This is a genomic window from Thermanaerothrix sp., from assembly GCF_056331585.1.
Genome location: NZ_JBWGPQ010000027.1, coordinates 1 through 16656, shown reverse-complemented (window position 1 = coordinate 16656; position 16656 = coordinate 1). Strand labels below are relative to the sequence as shown.

The window sequence follows — 16656 nt, the reverse complement described above, 5'->3', positions numbered from 1 at the left end:
GTACCTCCTTGATGGAATTATAGATTATTTCAGCCCTAAGAGGCGATCAATTTTGGGCCGGTCGAAGCCGACCACGATTTTGCCGTTGATATCAATGACCGGGACGCCCTGCTGGCCGGAGCGGCGCACCATATCGCGCGCGGCGGCGGCATCGCGGCTGACGTCCACATCGCGGAACTTGATGCCCCGTTCGCGCAGGTAACGCTTGGCCATGTTGCAGAAGGGGCAGTTGGGCGTGGAAAACACAATCACTCGCGGTTGCGAAGAGGTTCCTGTGCTCATCGTTACATACTCCTAAACCTGAGACTCAATCCGAATGTTTAGATGCAACCGTGCGCGAAAAGTTGCACGGATAGGCCGTTTGACCCACGTGCCCGGCGGAGATAAAATCATCTCGAACGACCCATGGCATCACCCAAACCTCACGTCACGCTCAACACACCTCCCTGGGTTTACCTGGGGGCTGGACTGATGGTGCTGGTTACCCTGGTTGCCCTGACGGAGGTCAATTACCGCTTTGCCCTCGCCAACCCCGGCGGCAACGACTTCCTGGCCCGCTGGATGGGCGCCCACATGTGGCTAAAAGAAGGGCTCAATCCCTACGATGAGCGGGTTAGCTTAGCCTCACAAATGGTCATTTATGGTCGCCCTGCCGATGCCAGCCGCGGTGAGGACGTCGCTCACTTCGTCTATCCTCTCTTCTCGATGCTCTTCTTCGCGCCCCTTGGCCTCCTCGATTATCCCCTGGCTAGAGCTTTATGGATGACATTGCTGGAGATTGCACTGGTGGCGGTCGTGCCACTCAGCCTGCACCTGGCCGGCTATCCCGCGCGGGGTAAGGCTTTACTGGCTTGGGTGTTGTTTACCGTCCTGGGTTATATTGGCATTCGCACCGTTGTGCTGGGGCAGTTCGCCGGCCTGAACGTTCTGCTGATTTTGACGGGCCTGGTGCTCATATACAACCGGTCTGATCTTGCTGCCGGCTTGGTGCTGGCACTGACCGCCAGTAAACCGCAAATGACCTTTCTGCTCTTGCCCTTGGTTCTGCTCTGGGCCTTTTCGACCCGGCGCTGGCACCTTGTCGGTGGCCTGCTGGGCGGACTGGCCGGGCTGATACTTGGCTCATTAGCACTAATCCCCACCTGGCCGCAACAATTCCTACAGCAATTGAGAGAATACCCGACCTACACCAACCGCATTGGTTCTACTCTTTCTATTGTGGCCGGCTTCTTTCCCAACCTGGAAATACCCCTGAACGTCCTGTTACATGCAGGGTTTACTCTCTTTCTGGGTTGCATTTGGTGGCAGATGTGGGGTAAGGGTTGGCCGGAATTCCTCTACGCCGCTCTGCAGACACTGGTCATTACCAATCTGATTGCGCCCCGCACCGCCACCCCGCATTACACTGTGCTTTTGCCGGCGGTGTTCCTGATCTTCCGTGCCCTGGAAGCACGTTGGGGGCGGTGGGGGACCCATGCCGTCTGGGGATGGGCCCTGCTATTGTTTGTAGGGCAATGGGTGCTCTTCCTGGTCACTCTGGTTGGGGATATGGAATCGGCCTGGATGTACCTGCCCCTGCCGTTCTTCTGCCTGATCGGATTGCTGTGGGCGCGGCGGTGGTGGCTGACGGAGGCACACCCATGAGTAAGCGTCTGCAGGCCGGGCTGCTTGGGCTGGTTTTGCTCCTGGGCCTGGGTGTGCGCCTGTATCGCCTGGCCGACCGCGGCATTTGGTACGATGATGCCTTTTCCATCCTGCTGTCCGAACGCCCGTTGAATCTTATCGTTCAGGGCACCGCCGCCGATACCATGCCACCACTGTATTATTTTTTGCTCCATGCTTGGATGCAGGGGGGACAATCCATCGCGTTCATTCGAACCCTGAACGTGGTGCTTTCGTGTGGGATCATCCTGGCAGTTTATGCCCTGGGTAGCATCCTGTGGGACGAGCGCGTGGGGCTGGTGGCGTCGCTACTGATTGCCTTTTCTCCGCTCCAGGTCTATCACGCCCAAGAAGTGCGGATGTATGCGTTGTTAGCCCTGGCATTGGTGGGTTATACCCTCGCCTTTGTACGCCTCTGGCAGGCCGATACGGCAGGGCGAACCGACTGGCTCGCCTGGGCAGGGCTGATCCTGGCTGGCGTGATTGCCATGTATACCCATAACCTGGCCGTCTTCAGCCTCGTTTTCCCCGGGCTGTTCTTACTATTGCGTCGCGCGTGGCGCCTGCTGGGCCTCTGGCTCGCTGGTTTAATGTTGATTGGTCTTTTAAGCCTGCCCTGGCTGGTGCAGGTGCCGGGGCAAATTGCCAAGATTCAAGCCGCCTTCTGGACGCCGCGCCCGGGCCTGGTCGAAATCCTGCAGGCGCTGGTGATCTTCCACACCAATCTCCCCTTGCCACCACTCTGGCTCGGTGTGGCGCTCTTTACCACTCTGGCCAGCCTGACGCTGGTCATCTTTGAAACTTTGCGTTACCACCCCCGTGATGACAAGGAAGGACTCCTGCTTACCGCGGGGCTGCTACCCTTGGCGCTGATGTTCGGAGCTTCCTACCTCATGCGCCCGATTTTCGTCCCCCGAGCGTTTATCCTCAGCCAGGTGATTTATTTTCTTTTCTGTGCCCGCGTGCTTACCCATTCCCGGCGCCGTACCCCGGCCATTTTGTTGGCGTGGTTGCTGATCGGGGGAGATTTAATAGGGTTGGTTTACCAATCCGGTTACGCCGAGTTTCCGCGTTCGCCGTTTCGCGCCGCTATGCAAGGTGTGCACGCGGCTTATGATCGGGCCCAGGCAGCCGGTGAGCGCCTTTGCATCGTGCACGACAACAAACTGAGTTTCTTCCCCAGCCACGTCTATGACCGCGGCCTACCGCAGACCTTTCTGGACGACGTGCCCGGTTCACACAACGACACCTACGCGCCAGCCACGCGCGCCGCAATCGGCCTTTTTCCCCAACCGTCCATTGCCGCCGCTACTCAGGGTTGTGATAGGATAGCCTTTGTCGTCTTTGATAAAGCCATCCAGGAATATCGCGAGATGGGTTATGCTGAGCATGCAGTGATGGCCTGGCTGGCGGATCACTTTGTTCCCATGTCCCGCGAACGCTATGGAGACCTGTGGGTGCTGTATTTTTCCCAACCCACACCCTGACCTTTTCTTCACACCCTTCGAGTACATCGGTGCCTTTCTAATTATGACTGATGTTCCCAATCTTTAACCCGCTTCTTTTGCTGGGTGGGTTGGGTGTGGGAGCCTATGGCTTATTGGCATTGCGTCAGCGTATCCTCCATGTCACAGCCAAAGCGCCCTAGGAACCGGTCATCTTAGTTATCCCGGTGCTGGGCAGTGGACTTTTTCATCGTCCAGCCGCAGGACATGTGAGCCCGTGGGTATCCCTAACCAATGATCATTGAGGGAAGCCAGACCCTTGACAATGATTCGAAACGTTTTATAATTTCGAAACAACTCGAATTTTAATACTGTAGATAGGGAAATCTGTAATGCCCGATACTCCAGAGGCTTTCCCCGATCCTCCCCGACGCCAGTTTGTTGAGAGCATGGCATTAGCCCTGGAAGCCGCCGGCTTGCCGCGCCTGGCTGGACGCTGTCTGGCCTGGCTGCTGATCTGCGAACCACCCACTCAATCTCTGGGTGAGATAGCAGCAACCCTCGGCGCTAGCAAGGGTGCCGTCAGCCAGATGGTGCGCCTGCTGGCCGAACGGGGTTTGATCGAACGCGTACCCACCCCGCACCCACGCCGCGATTACTACCGTTTCAAACCCGGCGGATGGGTCGCTTATTTGCAACAATGGTTAGAACATCTGCGCACCTTGCACGCGCTATCGGAGCAGGGGTTAACCCTGCTCTCCGCTCCCACACCTGAAAGCCAGCAGCGCCTGTTAGAAGCCCACGACCTCTTTTCCGCCCTTGAAGCGCGCCTACCCGCGGTCTTTGCCGATATCGAAGCCGCACGCCTGGCGCGTCAAGGTGCTGCCGATCTTTTACATCCTTTATCCTCTGCAGCGGAGGTTTAAGCCTTGACCGCGAACACCCTCACCGCCGAAACCGAGAAACGCGCGGCGGCTCTCTCTTCGGTGGTAGCCGCCGTTGGCCTAACGACGTTCAAAATTGTGGTCGGCATAAGCACCGGTAGCCTGGGCATCCTAGCCGAAGCTGCCCACTCTGGTTTGGATTTGCTGGCTGCACTGATGACGTTCTTCGCCGTACGCCTCTCCGGTAAACCAGCCGATGATCAACACCTTTATGGCCACGGCAAGATCGAGAATCTCTCGGCCCTCTTTGAGACCTTACTGCTTCTGGTCACTTGTGTTTGGATCATTTACGAAGCGGTGCAGCGCCTCTTCTTCCGTCACGTTGAAATCGAGGTAACCTTCTGGGCCTTTCTGGTCATGGCCGTCTCTATTGCGGTGGATTTCACCCGCTCGCGTGTGTTGTACCACGCTGCCCGCAAGCACAACAGCCAGGCCCTGGAAGCGGATGCGCTCCACTTCAGCACCGATATCTGGAGCAGCAGCGTGGTCATCCTCGGTCTGATCGGGGTCAAGGTGGCCGAACTGCATCCTCAATGGAGCATCCTGCGCCAGGCCGATGCCGTGGCCGCGCTGGTGGTGGCTCTCATTGTCATTTATATCAGCCTGCAATTGGGCGGACGGGCGATCCAAGCATTGCTGGATGCCGCGCCCCAGGGCCAGGTCAGGGCTATTCAAGAGGCGGTGGAACGTCTGCCAGGCGTGGTAGACTGCCATCAGGTGCGCGTCCGCTACAGCGGCCCACAGCCCTTTGTGGACGCGCACATCTTGGTCGCACCGGAGATGGACTTCCCCGAGGTGCACACGCTGACCGAAGAGGTCGAGCGTATCGTTCAAACCCTCTTACCCGGCGCGGATGTCACCGTCCACCCCGAACCGGCATCAAAAGTTCCTTCTGAGACTTAAGCGTCGCCGAGAGCTTCGGCTTCTACCGGATTCTGGCGCCGCTGGGCCAGAATACCCTCGGCAGAAAAGATTGCTAGCGCTAGCCAGATCAGGCTGAATCCGACCAGTTGGGTTAAGCCAAAGGGTTCACCATAGACAAAAACGCCCAACAGGAACTGCAACGACGGGGCGATATATTGCAGTAAGCCCAAGGTAGTCAGGGGAACACGTCGCGCCCCGCCGGCAAAGAGCAAGAGCGGCACTGCCGTCACCATGCCAGTAAGCGCTAGCAATAGGGTTTGAACCGCTGGCCCATGACCGAAGGCAGCCTGACCGGTAACCTCAACGGCCACCAAGTAACCCAGCGCCGGGAGGAAGACGCTTCCCGTTTCCAGGGTTAAGCCATGAAGGGCGTTTAACGGTGCCAGTTTCTTAAGCAAGCCGTACAATCCAAACGAAAAAGCCAGCACCAGCGCCAACCAGGGCAGACGGCCATATTCCAAGGTCAGATAAGCTACGCCTACTGCGGCCAGTCCGACCGGCAGCCACTGCCAGGGACGCAATCGTTCGCGCAAGAAGAGCACGCCCAACACCACACTTACTAGCGGGTTGATGAAATAACCCAGGCTGGTTTCAACGATGTAACCCGCAGCCACACCCCAGACATACGCCAACCAATTGATCGCCAGTAGCACCCCCGCGCCCAGATAACTCACCAGGATGCGTGGTGTTAATAAGCGCCGCAATGCACCGACCTCGCGCCGCACTGCCAGCACCCCCAGCAGGAAGAGAAACGCCCAGACAATGCGATGGGCGAGCACTTGAGGTGCCGGCACCGCTTTCAACGCCTTAAAGTAAATGGGGAAGAAACCCCATAAGGTATAGGCTGCAGCAGCAAAGATCACGCCGGAATTGGTTTTTGGTCTCATCACAATCTGAGCCTCACGCTCTGGCGATTATACTCCCATCCCTGCCGGAAACGGAGAAAATGGGCCAACCAAAACCCGATTCACGATTGGATCGAACGCCTAAGAGCACCTCTTTCAGCAGAGGGTACAGGGCGTGCCGCAGAAAATCACCCTGCCGCGTCGGGCACTTTGGTGCTATCCTTATTGGGTAGAGGTCGCTCATGAAGATTCAGGTGAAACGCGTTTACGACCCTGCAACCTCCGAGGACGGTCTGCGCGTGCTGGTGGATCGCGTCTGGCCACGTGGATTGACGCATGAAGACGTCCGCGCCGACTTGTGGCTGAAAGAAATTGCGCCCAGCACTGCTTTACGCCAGTGGTTTGGGCACGACCCTACCCGTTGGGAAGCCTTCAAAGCACGCTACTTTGCCGAATTGGACGCCAATCCCCAACCGGTTGAGCGTTTGTTGAGCTTGGCCCAAGCGCAGACAGTAACACTCCTGTTTGCGGCGCGCGATGACCAGCATAACCAGGCTGTGGCCCTACGCGAGTACCTGCTGGCACGCGCTGCGCTTCGGCCTTGATTTGAGCCTGCGGGCTACTCGGTTTCGGTCACCTTGCGCAGGCCACGCGGACGCTCGGGACTGAAACCCCGCGCCACACTCAGGTGGTAGCAGAAGAGTTGGGCCGGGATAATGCTCACCAGCGGCGTTACCCATTCCGGCACCTCCGCGGGCAGGGCTATTGCTACCTGTCCCAGGCGCAATGCCTCTTCTTGATCCGAAAGCACCAGCAGTTCGGCGTGGCGTTCATGGCGCAGGTAACGCAGCAAGTCCAGCATGCCGGCATAGACCTTGCCTGCCGGCACTACTGCCATCACCGGATAGCCGTGCTCCACCAGCGCGATCGGCCCGTGTTGAAAATCGGCTGAGGAATATGGCTCGGCGGCAATATAGCACAACTCCTTGAGTTTGAGCGACCACTCGAACGCTGTGGCGTAGTTAAAGCCCCGCCCCAAGACCACACACTGCTCCATAAAGCGATAGCGCTGCGCCAATGGTTGTACCATGGCGTTTTGGATGAGCATAGCCTCCACCCAGCGCGGCACCTGCGCCAGCACAGCGCGACGGTCGTCATCATCGGCCAGGGCAGCCGAAAGTAGCGCGATGGCCAGCAATTCGCCGGTATAACTTTTGGTCGCGGCGACGGCCTCTTCCGGCCCGGCCAAGATGTCCACCACGAAATCGGCTGCTTGCGCCAGGGGGGAATCGGGTGTATTGGTGATGGCTAAGGTAGGGCATCCCTGCCGTTGCGCCTCATGCATCACGCTGAGGATATCCGGCGAACGCCCCGATTGCGAGATACCCACCACCAGCGCACCGTTCAAACGGGGCGGGGTTTGGTAGAGGCTAAAAAGTGAGGGCGTTGCTAGGGCGATCGGTAGACGGTTGAATGCGCCCCACAGATATTGGGCATAGCGCCCGGCGTTATCCGAGGTGCCGCGTGCCGCCAGAAAAACGTAATCAAATGGCTGGTGCTGTAACTGCTCGGCAATGGCACGAATTCGCGGCCAGCCCTCATCCAATAAGCGTTGCAGAGTGTGGGGCTGTTCGAAAATCTCACGTTCCAGTGGCATGCCTACCCCCTTGCGGCTGCCTGCAAGCGTTCAGCGAACTTATCGCTGCCAAAAACCGGCTCACCGTTAACCAGCGTGATCACGACCTCATGCGCTGGAGAGAGGAAGACTAGGTCAGCGCAATAGCCAGGCCGCAGACGCCCCCGATCCTCCAGACCGAGCACAGCCGCTGGGGTGCTGGTGACAGTGCACAATGCTTCCGACAGGGCGCAGCCGCTGAACGCCATTAGGTTGCGCATTGCGGTGTCAAGGCTGAGTAAACTGCCGGCCAGGGTGCCATCGGGCAGGCGTACCGAGGTGGCGTCCACCCGCACCTCGAAATCGCCCAGGCGATACTCTCCCGGTGGCATTCCCAACGCGGCTATGGCATCGGTGACCAGGGTAAGACGGTGGGGACCTTTGGCGCGCCAGGCCAGCGCTACCATTGCCGGGTGAACGTGGATACCGTCGGCAATCAAGCCAACTGTCAGATCGGGATGGGTGAGCAGTGCCCCGGCCAGGCCCGGCGCGCGATGTTCCAACGGGGGCATGGCGTTGAAGAGATGCGTGCCGTAGGTCACACCAAGATCGAAGGCATGGAGCGCCTGCTCATAGGTGGCCAGGCTGTGCCCGGCGGAAACCCGCACGCCCTGGCTGACCAAATAATGGATAACTGCCTCCGCGCCGGGTAATTCCGGCGCCAGCGTGACCAGCCGCACCCCCTGATCTGGGCGCCAGCCCTCTACAGCGCTCGCGTTGGGAAGTTGGAGGTAAGCCGGGTTATGGGCACCTTTACGTCCGGGATTGAGGAACGGCCCCTCCACATGCCAGCCCAGGGGAAATGCGCCGCGGAAATCGGGCGGTGGGCCAGCCCGCCAGGTCTCCAGCGCCGCCTCCACCTGGCTCAGCGGGCTGGTGACAATGGTGGGCAGGAATGCAGTTACCCCATAGCGCGGCAACTGGCGTGCTACCTCCCAAATCATGGTCGGATTTTCGGTGAAATCAAACCCAAAGCCGCCGTTGATTTGCAGTTCCAGCCAGCCGGGGGTCACGATCAAATCTTGAGCATCCAGGACAGGCGTTCCGGCCGGGGCGCTGACCTGTTCCGGCGTACCCACCGCCAGGATGTGCCCCTCCGCGATCAGAAGTCGCCCGGGTTTGTAACATTGGCTCGGAGTATATAGGGTGGCATTGTCGATCAGCAACATCACGATACTCCCTTGGAATTAGGGTGGGCCAACAACAAGCCCACCCTCTAGTGGGATGATAAAGGTCGGGTTACAACACTCGCCGTAGCAAGCGCACCGGCTGGCCGCTCTGGACAGACTGATAGGCGGCTTCCACCACCTCCACCGCCCGTAAGCCATCCTCCCCGCTTACACGAGGTGGGCGTTGGGCGCGAATGGCCTGGACAAAGTCTTCAATCATGGCCTGGTTGGGGTCAGACCCCCAGAACGCCCAGTAAGGGCGCTGCAAGGCATGGGTAAAGACGGTCAGATTCTGGCGGAAAGCATCTACCCACACTGCCCCGCGCTCGGTGACCATCTCGAACGAGAGGCCACCCCAGGATGGCCAATAAGGCGGGCGCGACCATGAACAATCAATGGTGGCAAACACGCCATTTTCAAAAGTTACCCACACCATCCCGCCGGTCTCCACCTCGACCTCGTCGGCGTGGAAGATCCGGTTGGCCACAGCATAGACTTCGGCGACCTCGCTGCCGAGATACCAGCGCATGATATCCACCAGGTGCACGGTATGGTCCATAATGGCCCCACCGCCGGCCAGGATTTTATCCACAAACCAGGCGCGGTGCTTCTTGGGTAGTTCGCCTTGGTTGGAAGAATTGAAGCAGTAAACCCGTCCCAATTCGCCCCCATCCAGGCGTGATTTGACCTCCAGGAGAGGCGTGGAGAAGCGCATCGGAAACGCCGTCATCAACAACACCCCGGCTTGACGGCAGGTGTGCACAATTTCTTCGGCATCTTGAACGGTTGTTGCCAGGGGTTTTTCACATAAGATGTGTGCCCCGGCCTGCGCCGCCATTTTGACCAAGGGCAGATGACGGCTGTTCTCAGAACAGATGATAACGCCATCTGGTTTGGCTTCCAACAATTCCTCATATGTGCGGAAGCGATGTGCTCCAAACAAACGGGCAAAGTGCTCTCCCCGCTGAGGGTCATCATCGGCAAGACCGATCATCTCGACCCCCGGAATGGCGCGCAGATTCTGGATATAGGCTTCGGCATGCAAGTGGGCAAAGGACATGATTCCAATCCGAATGCTCATTGTAGCCCCTCCCCTAATGATTCAAGATAAACCACCTGACCGCTGTGGGCCGACTGCACCGCCGCGGCGGCGATTTGGACTGCCGCCAGGCCATCCTCCGCCGTGACCCGAGGTGTCTTACCCTCTTTGAGCGCGGTATAGAATTCTTTGATTTCGGTGGTGTAAGGGCTTTCGCGTACCGGGCTGGAGGGTAAGCCCACGTCTGGTGCTTCAGAGTGAGGCCTTATAATCAGGCTTTCAATCGGTGAGGTGGCCTGTGAATCGAACTCGATCATCCCCTGATCGCCTGAAAGTTCAAAGCGGGTGCGGAAGGTCGGCGGCGGATATGCCCAAGCCCCGGCCACGTGAGAGATTGCACCATTCCGGTGCTTGAGCACAACTAAGCCATAATCCACCGGACTGCCTTGATGAACTGCACTGACCTTGCGGGCAAACACGCTCTCTACATCTCCGGCCACCCAACGAGCATAATCCAGGTCGTGAATCATCAAGTCCATCAGGATGCCACCCGACTTGCTCTCATCCAGAAACCAGTTGCCCACCGGCTTCTTGGGACGGTAACTGCCACGCAGAAGGCGCAAAGTAGCAATTCGTCCAATCTGCCCCTGGTCAATGATTTGTTTGGCCAGGGCATATTCAGGGAAGAAACGCACCACATGGGCGACAAACAAATGCACCCCGGCCTGGCGGCAAGCCCGCACCGCTTTGAGCGCATCTTCCACATTGAGCGCCAGCGGCTTTTCGCAGATGATATGCTTGCCCTTTGCCGCAGCTTCCAGGATCATCGGCACATGCAGGTGGGTCGGGGTGCAGATATCCACCACGTCCACCTCATCCAACAACGCGGCATAATCCGCATAAACCTTAGCCCCATACTGCTGGGCAATGGGTTGGGCTTCTTCCACCGTTTCGGCAATAAAGCCCACGATACGTGCATCGGTCTCGGCCCACGCCGCGGCATGGGTCGAGCCCATAAAACCAACGCCGGCAATTCCAACGCGCATAGAGACCTCCCTGAACAATATCATTTGAGCGCCCCCGCAGTGATACTGCGGATCATCTGTTGCGAGAAGATTACATAGAGAATTAGGATTGGCACCATTGCCAGACTGAGCGAAGATAGCACCGCATTCCAGTCGCTCACAAACTGCCCCAGGAACTGCTGCACGCCCAGCGTGATGGTCGCCGTTTTGGCACTGGGGGCGATCACCAAGGGGAACCATAAATCGTTCCAAATTGGGATCATGGTGAAGATGCCGATAGCCCCCAGCGCCGGGCGCACCAGAGGCAAGACCATGGTGTAGATGCGATATTCACTCGCCCCGTCAATGCGGGCTGCGTCCTTTAATTCTTTGGGCACCTGGCGCATAAACTGACTCAAAATAAAGATCGTAAGCGGCAAGCCTTGAGCGATATATACCAGGATCAGGCCGGTCAGTGTGTTGACTAGTCCCAATGTGACCATCAGACGTAGTAAACTCACTGTGCCCAGGCGGATGGGAATCATAATCCCGATGGAGAGGTAAAGCGCCATCAGGGTATTGCCACGGAAGTTGTACTCTGAGAGGGCAAAGGCCGCCATCGAACCGAAAAGGAGGATGAAGAGCAAGGACACCCCGGTGACAATAATGCTATTTAGAAAATTTTGAGTAAAGTTTGATCGGCTCAGTACCGTTTGGTAACCGATCAAATCAAAATTGGAGGGATTGGGGAACGCAAACGGTTCCCCGAAGATCGCCTTACGGGTCTTAAACGAATTAATCAAGATCAAAATCACCGGAAAGATTGCCAGCAGGGAATAACCAGCCAGAATCAAGTGGGGAATCAGGCGGCTAACCCACAGGCGGATGCGATAGAGCAGACCGAAGTCCTTGCCATAGGTGATCGAGCGTGAAACGGTTGTCATGGCATCCTCCTCACATCTCCACGGTCTGCACCCGTCGCTGCCACAGGAACATGTAAATGAGGACGCCGGTTAGGATGATGAGGAACATCATCGCTGCCACAGTGGCGCCCATGGTCGGGTTACCCAATTGCAACTGCTGGCCGAAGAAAGTGCGGTAGAAGAGCGTGCCCATGATGTCGGTGGCAAAGTTCGGCCCGGCCAGCGCCCCTTTGATCGTGTAGATCAGGTCGAAGGCATTGAAGTTGCCCACAAACGTCAGGATACCCACAATACCCACGGTGGGCAAGATGAGCGGGAACTTGATGCGCCAGAAGATTTGCCAACCGGTGGCGCCATCCACGCGTGCCGCCTCGATCAGTTCCTCGGGGATGCCGATTAAGGCAGCATAGAACAGCACCATAGGAATCCCCACAAACTGCCATACCGAGATCAGCGAAATAGTCACTAATGCGGTGCTTTCTAGCCCCAGCCAGGGGCGGAAAAGCGCGCCCAATCCTACCGCTTTGAGAATGCTCTCGGCCACGCCCCATAGCGGGCTGAGGATCAAGTTCCAGATGAAGCCAATGATCACAAACGAGAGCACCGTGGGCATGAAGAGAACTGTGCGGTAAAACTTTCGCCCCCAACCCCCGGTCGCCAAGAGGGCTGCCAGCAATAGCCCGATCGGGTTTTGCACCAGCATATGAACCAAGAAGAAGACAATGTTGTTTTTCAGCGCACCCCAAAAGCGCGGTGCGTAGTCGGAGTCGGTAAATAACTTGATATAGTTTTGGAGTCCGACAAAATATTCCTTATTATCCGGCCCGGTGGCGAAAAATGACAAGCGGAGCGAATCGATCAAGGGATAAATCATGAATAAGGTATAAACGATCACCGCCGGGGCTAAAAAGACCACAATATGGGTGGGAAAAGTGCGCGACTTTAATTTGGCGCTCACATTCACCTCTCCAACGCTAATCTTGAGCCGGGCAGGGGCGGCCAGTAATAGCCTGGCCACCCCCTTCTGCCCTATCTGCCTACTGCTTGGGCTTATACCATTTGTCTAATCCAGCCTGGATCTCCTGCGCGGCCTGTTCGGGGGTCAGGGTGCCGTTGATGACCGCCGCGCTCACCCGCCATAACTCGTTCTCGAGATTTGGCTCGCCGCGCGAGAGAATGTGATACGAGTTGCGGATCGTGGATTTGCACTCGTTGCGCCAAGAGACGAATTCCTGCGCCAGCGGGTCTTTCAATTCCACGGGGGTGCTGTGGAGCGGGAAGAAGCCGGGCAGGGCATTGCCGTACAGTTCGGCAAACTCGGCCGAGGCGACCCAGGAGAGGAATGTCTTTGCTTCCTCGGGGTGTTTAGTCGCCGCATTCATCCCTAAAGCGATATCCACATGATCGCTGATGTAGCACTGGTCGCCCGCTTTCTCCACCGGAGGTTTGAAAATACCCAAGGGGAAGGACGCCTGTTTCTCAAACAGCGCAATTTCCCATGAACCGGTAGGGTAGATCGCGCCCTTGCCCAAGGTAAAGAGCGCTTGGGCGTCCGGGTATTTTACAGACTCAAAGCCGGGCGGTAGATAATCGCGCCAGCGTGCCAGTTGCTGCCAGGTCTTGATGTAGGGCTCATCGGTGAACTTGGCTTCACCGCGGATGAGCGCCAGACGGCCCTCTTCACCCTTCCAGTAGTTGGGGCCGATGTTCTGGAAGCCCATGGTCGCAGCTTCCCACATGTCTGCCGTACCCATCACCAACGGGATGTAGGTGCCATCGGCTTTGATCTTATCCAGCACCTGATAGAACTCATCCCAGGTGGTAGGCTCTTGGAGACCCAGTTTATCGAAGGCTTCTTTGTTGTAGAAGAAGCCGTGAATGACCGATGCCATCGGTACACAGAAGGTCACCGAGAGATCATCGGTGCTCCAGGCCGTCTTGGCAAAATCGGTGAAGTTCTCCATGCCCGGCAGGTCGTTGAGCGGCGCCAAGTACCCTTTCTCATAAAGTTTAAGCGAGGCGTCGAAGGGACGACAGGTGATCAAGTCGCCCGCGGTACCTGCCTCTAACTTGGAGTTCAACACACCGTTGTACTCGGCCGGCGCTGTGGGGCTGAACACCACGTGAATGTTGGGATGCTTGGCTTCAAACGCGGGGATGATCACATCCTGCCAGATGGGTAGGTCATCATTGCGCCAGGACTCAATGATCAGCGTCACTTTCTCGCCGCCGGCAGCAGGAGGCTGAGTGACTTCCCCCGCGGCTGGGGGTTGGGTGGCTTCGCCTGCGGGTGGAGCTTGGGTAGGGGTTGCCTGGGCGCAAGCCGAAAGCACTAACGCCACTAAAAGTAACATTGCCAGAACTACGTGCTTACGCATCTTCTTCCTCCTCTTCGTTGGGGTTTGGGTTTTTAAGGGTTCATGACTTACGCGATGGTTTCTTCTTTTATTCCTTCTCCATCACCTCCTTTCGGTAAGTAGGTCCGCCGCGCTTGCCAGACCAGACACGCCGCGCCCAGCGCCGGGTTCTCCAATTGCGAACGCACAATGCGCAGGTTGCGATAACTGGCTGCCAAAACGCGGTGGGGCAATTCGCGTTCCAGATAAGCGCGTAAAGGTTCAAAGACGGCTAACCCTAAGCCGCCACCAATGACGATGCGAGCCGGGTTGAGCAGCCCCAGGATGTACGCCACCAGGGTGGTAAAGGCCGCTGCCATCTCATCCAACGCCGCCTGCGCCAGAGCATCCCCCTCCGCTGCTGCTTGCACCACAATATGGGCGTCCAAATCAACCCTCGCAAGACGGGTGGGATGGGCCCCCGCGGCAAGCAGACGCTGGGTTATCGCCACCAGCCCCGGCCCGGAGACGATGGTCTCTACACAACCACGTAAGCCGCAAGCACATGGGCGACCTTGCTGCGGATCGAGCGCGATATGCCCCACCTCTGCAGCGTTACCATCAGCGCCGCGCACCAGGTCGCCATGGGCGATGATACCCCCGCCCAAGCCAGAACCGATGCCCAAGAAAACAAAATCCTCACACCCCTGACCTGCCCCCCAGTAGTACTCGCCCAGGGCGGCAGCGTTGGTATCCTTTTCAATCCATATCGGGAGCGGACTTGCCAAGCGGGCTTGCACCTCACGCACCAGGAAAACTTCCTGCCAGCCCAGGTTGACGGCATTTTGCACACTGCCCTCAAGCGGGTTGACCTGACCTGGGCTGCCGATGCCCACCCCAAGCAGCATCCCACCTTGGGCAAGGGCGCGTTCCATCAGGAAAGCGACCTCGGCAGCAAGGTCGTCAAGCACGGCTGCCGGCCCACGCTGGGGTAAGGTTGGGCGGTGATGGGCTTCCAGCACTGTGCCGGTTTCTGTCACCAGCACCGAGGCGATTTTAGTTGCGCCAAGATCAATGCCAATGGCTAACAGTTGTGATGAGGGCGATGGAGACTGTCCGATCATTACCGGCTCCAAATCTCTATGGTGAAGAAAAAGCGGTCGCTACGGTAGTAGGATTCGACAAATTCAAAGGGCTTTCCTGATTGATCAAACGTGGTGCGAAAAATATGCAGGATTGGGCTGCCTTTATTGACCTGCAGAAAGCGGGCTTCCTCAGCTGGGCACGCTACGGCCTCCATCTGTTGCAGTGCACGTTGCGGCTCAACCCCAAAATGCGTTTTGAGGGTAGCGTAGAGGGAGCGCTGGCTCATATCCAGGTCAAGTAAAGGACGAAAGGGGTCTTCTGGCAGGTAAGCGACTTCCAGTGCCAGGGGTTGCCCGTCCGCCAGGCGCACCCGTTTGAGCACAATGACCGCCGTGCCGATTTTGATTTGCAGCGCGCGGGCCACCGGCGGGGGCGCCGGCAGCACCTCAAACTGTAGGACTTGGGATGAGGGGGTGCGCTGATGGGCTTCCATGTCCTGGGTGAACGAAGTCAGCAACCCCAGGTGTTGCTGGATACGCGGCTGGGCGACGAACGTCCCCTTGCCATGCACCCGCACCAGCAAACCCTCATTGATTAGGTCACCGATAGCCTGGCGCACCGTGGTGCGGCTGATCTTGAAGCGCTCGCCTAATTCTTTCTCGGTTGGGATGCGTTCCCCCGGCTTGAGCAGCCCTTGCAGGATTTGATCCTGAAGGTAACTTTTCAATTGGTAATAAAGGGGGATTGGGCTGTTTGCGTTGAGCATGCGCCAGGTCGGGAGTAGAGTTAAATTGTTATAACATCATGATGTTGGGATATGATATTTCTACTATATAAAAATCGAGGTCGAAAATCAATAGGTAGGACCATTTTTTAAGCCACAGATGCTCATTTTTTAAGGTTGGGTGAGGAAATTATTTCCTCTTTAACCATCTTTTAACCATCTTTGTGATATGATTATGGACTTGAGGTGATGGAGCCTATGGACGACCGAATTACGATTATCGAAGGCCCACCCCCGGTATTCGAGGACGTCGAGGACGGGTGGGCGCTGGGGCTCAATGAAAGCCCGAATTTGTATCATCTGGCGTTGACCCGTCTGCGCACTTTCAACGGTGCAGCGCTGGTGGAACGTTGCCATCGCATGTGGCGGCGCCAACAACCCATTTATCTTCACTTCCGCAATCCGTTGGGGCTGGAAGAGCGTGTGCCCATCCTGGCAGCTCGCTCCGTCGAGACCCCGGAAGGGCAAGTGCTTTTACTGTGGGTGCGCCACAAGCACGAGGAAGCCGAGGAAATCGGTAGCGACTTCGAAGATCGCGACGACTTCAACAATTAAGCCCGGCGGATTTGCGCTGTAACCGCAAATGTAAAACCCCTTCCGCAGGTGGGAAGGGGTTGTTTTTTGCCCCGTGTGCCCCAGGAGGGACTTGAACCCCCAACCAAGGCGTTAGGAGTGCCTTGCTCTATCCTTTTGAGCTACTGGGGCCCAGCAGAATGTATTATACCACGACTGTAAAGCCCGACGCGTTTCGTCCCAGCAAGTCTCAAAGTGGGGTGACTTCTACGCCAAGCGAGGCGTCACCATCCTGGGCGACGATTGG

Annotated in this window: 17 protein-coding genes and 1 tRNA gene; 6 read left to right on the top strand and 12 right to left on the bottom strand. The window is 57.5% G+C overall.

The features are described 5' to 3' along the window. Positions 1-24: 24 nt before the first annotated feature. The gene (locus AC01YT_RS09865; protein ID WP_322806489.1) at positions 25-282 is read right to left on the bottom strand and encodes a glutaredoxin family protein; all 258 of its coding nucleotides are present in this window, start codon (positions 280-282) and stop codon (positions 25-27) included. Between the two features lie 123 nt (positions 283-405). Here AC01YT_RS09865 and AC01YT_RS09860 point away from each other — a divergent pair, with 123 nt between their 5' ends. From AC01YT_RS09860 to AC01YT_RS09845, 4 genes are all read left to right on the top strand, one after another. After that, positions 406-1644, top strand: coding sequence for a glycosyltransferase family 87 protein (locus tag AC01YT_RS09860; RefSeq protein WP_476675018.1), 1239 nt, complete (start codon positions 406-408; stop codon positions 1642-1644). Further along, positions 1641-3149: a glycosyltransferase family 39 protein gene (locus AC01YT_RS09855; RefSeq protein WP_476675016.1), complete on the top strand. Its 1509-nt coding sequence runs from the start codon at positions 1641-1643 to the stop codon at positions 3147-3149. The genes AC01YT_RS09860 and AC01YT_RS09855 overlap by 4 nt, the downstream gene beginning before the upstream one ends. A gap of 350 nt (positions 3150-3499) precedes the next feature. Beyond that, positions 3500-4033: a GbsR/MarR family transcriptional regulator gene (locus tag AC01YT_RS09850; RefSeq protein WP_476675014.1), complete on the top strand. Its 534-nt coding sequence runs from the start codon at positions 3500-3502 to the stop codon at positions 4031-4033. Positions 4034-4036: 3 nt separating this feature from the next. Continuing rightward, positions 4037-4954, top strand: a complete 918-nt coding sequence (locus tag AC01YT_RS09845; protein WP_476675012.1) for a cation diffusion facilitator family transporter — start codon at positions 4037-4039, stop codon at positions 4952-4954. Here the strand turns inward: AC01YT_RS09845 and rarD are convergent. Next, positions 4951-5862 carry an EamA family transporter RarD gene (gene rarD, locus AC01YT_RS09840; protein ID WP_476675060.1) on the bottom strand — a complete coding sequence of 304 codons (912 nt, stop codon included), beginning with the start codon at positions 5860-5862 and terminating at the stop codon, positions 4951-4953. The genes AC01YT_RS09845 and rarD overlap by 4 nt on opposite strands. A gap of 200 nt (positions 5863-6062) precedes the next feature. Between rarD and AC01YT_RS09835 the strand changes: the two genes are divergently transcribed. Then, on the top strand, positions 6063-6425 hold the full coding sequence (locus AC01YT_RS09835) for a DUF488 domain-containing protein (protein WP_476675010.1): 363 nt from the start codon (positions 6063-6065) through the stop codon (positions 6423-6425). Between the two features lie 14 nt (positions 6426-6439). On the opposite strand, the gene AC01YT_RS09830 is transcribed toward AC01YT_RS09835, so the two are convergent. The 9 genes from AC01YT_RS09830 to AC01YT_RS09790 form a co-directional block, all read right to left on the bottom strand. Continuing rightward, positions 6440-7477, bottom strand: coding sequence for an SIS domain-containing protein (locus tag AC01YT_RS09830; RefSeq protein WP_476675008.1), 1038 nt, complete (start codon positions 7475-7477; stop codon positions 6440-6442). Between the two features lie 2 nt (positions 7478-7479). Next, a complete protein-coding gene (gene nagA / locus AC01YT_RS09825) occupies positions 7480-8664 on the bottom strand; it encodes an N-acetylglucosamine-6-phosphate deacetylase (protein WP_476675006.1) in 1185 nt (394 codons plus the stop codon). A gap of 70 nt (positions 8665-8734) precedes the next feature. Then, a complete protein-coding gene (locus tag AC01YT_RS09820) occupies positions 8735-9745 on the bottom strand; it encodes a Gfo/Idh/MocA family protein (protein ID WP_476675004.1) in 1011 nt (336 codons plus the stop codon). Then, positions 9742-10749: a Gfo/Idh/MocA family protein gene (locus tag AC01YT_RS09815; RefSeq protein ID WP_476675002.1), complete on the bottom strand. Its 1008-nt coding sequence runs from the start codon at positions 10747-10749 to the stop codon at positions 9742-9744. Before AC01YT_RS09815 ends, AC01YT_RS09820 begins: the two co-directional genes overlap by 4 nt. Positions 10750-10769: 20 nt before the next feature. After that, positions 10770-11651: a carbohydrate ABC transporter permease gene (locus tag AC01YT_RS09810; RefSeq protein WP_476675000.1), complete on the bottom strand. Its 882-nt coding sequence runs from the start codon at positions 11649-11651 to the stop codon at positions 10770-10772. A 10-nt stretch (positions 11652-11661) separates the two neighbouring features. After that, positions 11662-12588, bottom strand: coding sequence for a carbohydrate ABC transporter permease (locus AC01YT_RS09805; protein WP_315624767.1), 927 nt, complete (start codon positions 12586-12588; stop codon positions 11662-11664). Between the two features lie 79 nt (positions 12589-12667). After that, positions 12668-14008: an ABC transporter substrate-binding protein gene (locus AC01YT_RS09800; RefSeq protein WP_424912247.1), complete on the bottom strand. Its 1341-nt coding sequence runs from the start codon at positions 14006-14008 to the stop codon at positions 12668-12670. Positions 14009-14055: 47 nt separating this feature from the next. Continuing rightward, on the bottom strand, positions 14056-15090 hold the full coding sequence (locus AC01YT_RS09795; protein ID WP_424912246.1) for an ROK family protein: 1035 nt from the start codon (positions 15088-15090) through the stop codon (positions 14056-14058). After that, positions 15090-15818, bottom strand: a complete 729-nt coding sequence (locus AC01YT_RS09790; protein ID WP_476674996.1) for a GntR family transcriptional regulator — start codon at positions 15816-15818, stop codon at positions 15090-15092. Before AC01YT_RS09790 ends, AC01YT_RS09795 begins: the two co-directional genes overlap by 1 nt. Before the next feature lie 216 nt (positions 15819-16034). Between AC01YT_RS09790 and AC01YT_RS09785 the strand changes: the two genes are divergently transcribed. After that, on the top strand, positions 16035-16391 hold the full coding sequence (locus AC01YT_RS09785) for a hypothetical protein (protein ID WP_424912244.1): 357 nt from the start codon (positions 16035-16037) through the stop codon (positions 16389-16391). A gap of 76 nt (positions 16392-16467) precedes the next feature. Here the strand turns inward: AC01YT_RS09785 and AC01YT_RS09780 are convergent. Beyond that, positions 16468-16541: transfer RNA gene (locus AC01YT_RS09780), tRNA-Arg, on the bottom strand. Positions 16542-16656: the final 115 nt, after the last annotated feature.

Excerpts from the sequence above, each read along its gene's own strand:
- rarD (WP_476675060.1), bottom strand. The coding sequence starts at position 5,862 with ATGAGACCAAAAACCAATTCCGGCGTGATCTTTGCTGCTGCAGCCTAT.
- AC01YT_RS09785 (WP_424912244.1), top strand. The coding sequence starts at position 16,035 with ATGGACGACCGAATTACGATTATCGAAGGCCCACCCCCGGTATTCGAG.
- nagA (WP_476675006.1), bottom strand. The coding sequence starts at position 8,664 with ATGTTGCTGATCGACAATGCCACCCTATATACTCCGAGCCAATGTTAC.
- AC01YT_RS09815 (WP_476675002.1), bottom strand. The coding sequence starts at position 10,749 with ATGCGCGTTGGAATTGCCGGCGTTGGTTTTATGGGCTCGACCCATGCC.
- AC01YT_RS09800 (WP_424912247.1), bottom strand. The coding sequence starts at position 14,008 with ATGCGTAAGCACGTAGTTCTGGCAATGTTACTTTTAGTGGCGTTAGTG.
- AC01YT_RS09820 (WP_476675004.1), bottom strand. The coding sequence starts at position 9,745 with ATGAGCATTCGGATTGGAATCATGTCCTTTGCCCACTTGCATGCCGAA.
- AC01YT_RS09865 (WP_322806489.1), bottom strand. The coding sequence starts at position 282 with ATGAGCACAGGAACCTCTTCGCAACCGCGAGTGATTGTGTTTTCCACG.
- AC01YT_RS09795 (WP_424912246.1), bottom strand. The coding sequence starts at position 15,090 with ATGATCGGACAGTCTCCATCGCCCTCATCACAACTGTTAGCCATTGGC.
- AC01YT_RS09855 (WP_476675016.1), top strand. The coding sequence starts at position 1,641 with ATGAGTAAGCGTCTGCAGGCCGGGCTGCTTGGGCTGGTTTTGCTCCTG.
- AC01YT_RS09810 (WP_476675000.1), bottom strand. The coding sequence starts at position 11,651 with ATGACAACCGTTTCACGCTCGATCACCTATGGCAAGGACTTCGGTCTG.
- AC01YT_RS09850 (WP_476675014.1), top strand. The coding sequence starts at position 3,500 with ATGCCCGATACTCCAGAGGCTTTCCCCGATCCTCCCCGACGCCAGTTT.
- AC01YT_RS09790 (WP_476674996.1), bottom strand. The coding sequence starts at position 15,818 with ATGCTCAACGCAAACAGCCCAATCCCCCTTTATTACCAATTGAAAAGT.
- AC01YT_RS09860 (WP_476675018.1), top strand. The coding sequence starts at position 406 with ATGGCATCACCCAAACCTCACGTCACGCTCAACACACCTCCCTGGGTT.
- AC01YT_RS09830 (WP_476675008.1), bottom strand. The coding sequence starts at position 7,477 with ATGCCACTGGAACGTGAGATTTTCGAACAGCCCCACACTCTGCAACGC.
- AC01YT_RS09835 (WP_476675010.1), top strand. The coding sequence starts at position 6,063 with ATGAAGATTCAGGTGAAACGCGTTTACGACCCTGCAACCTCCGAGGAC.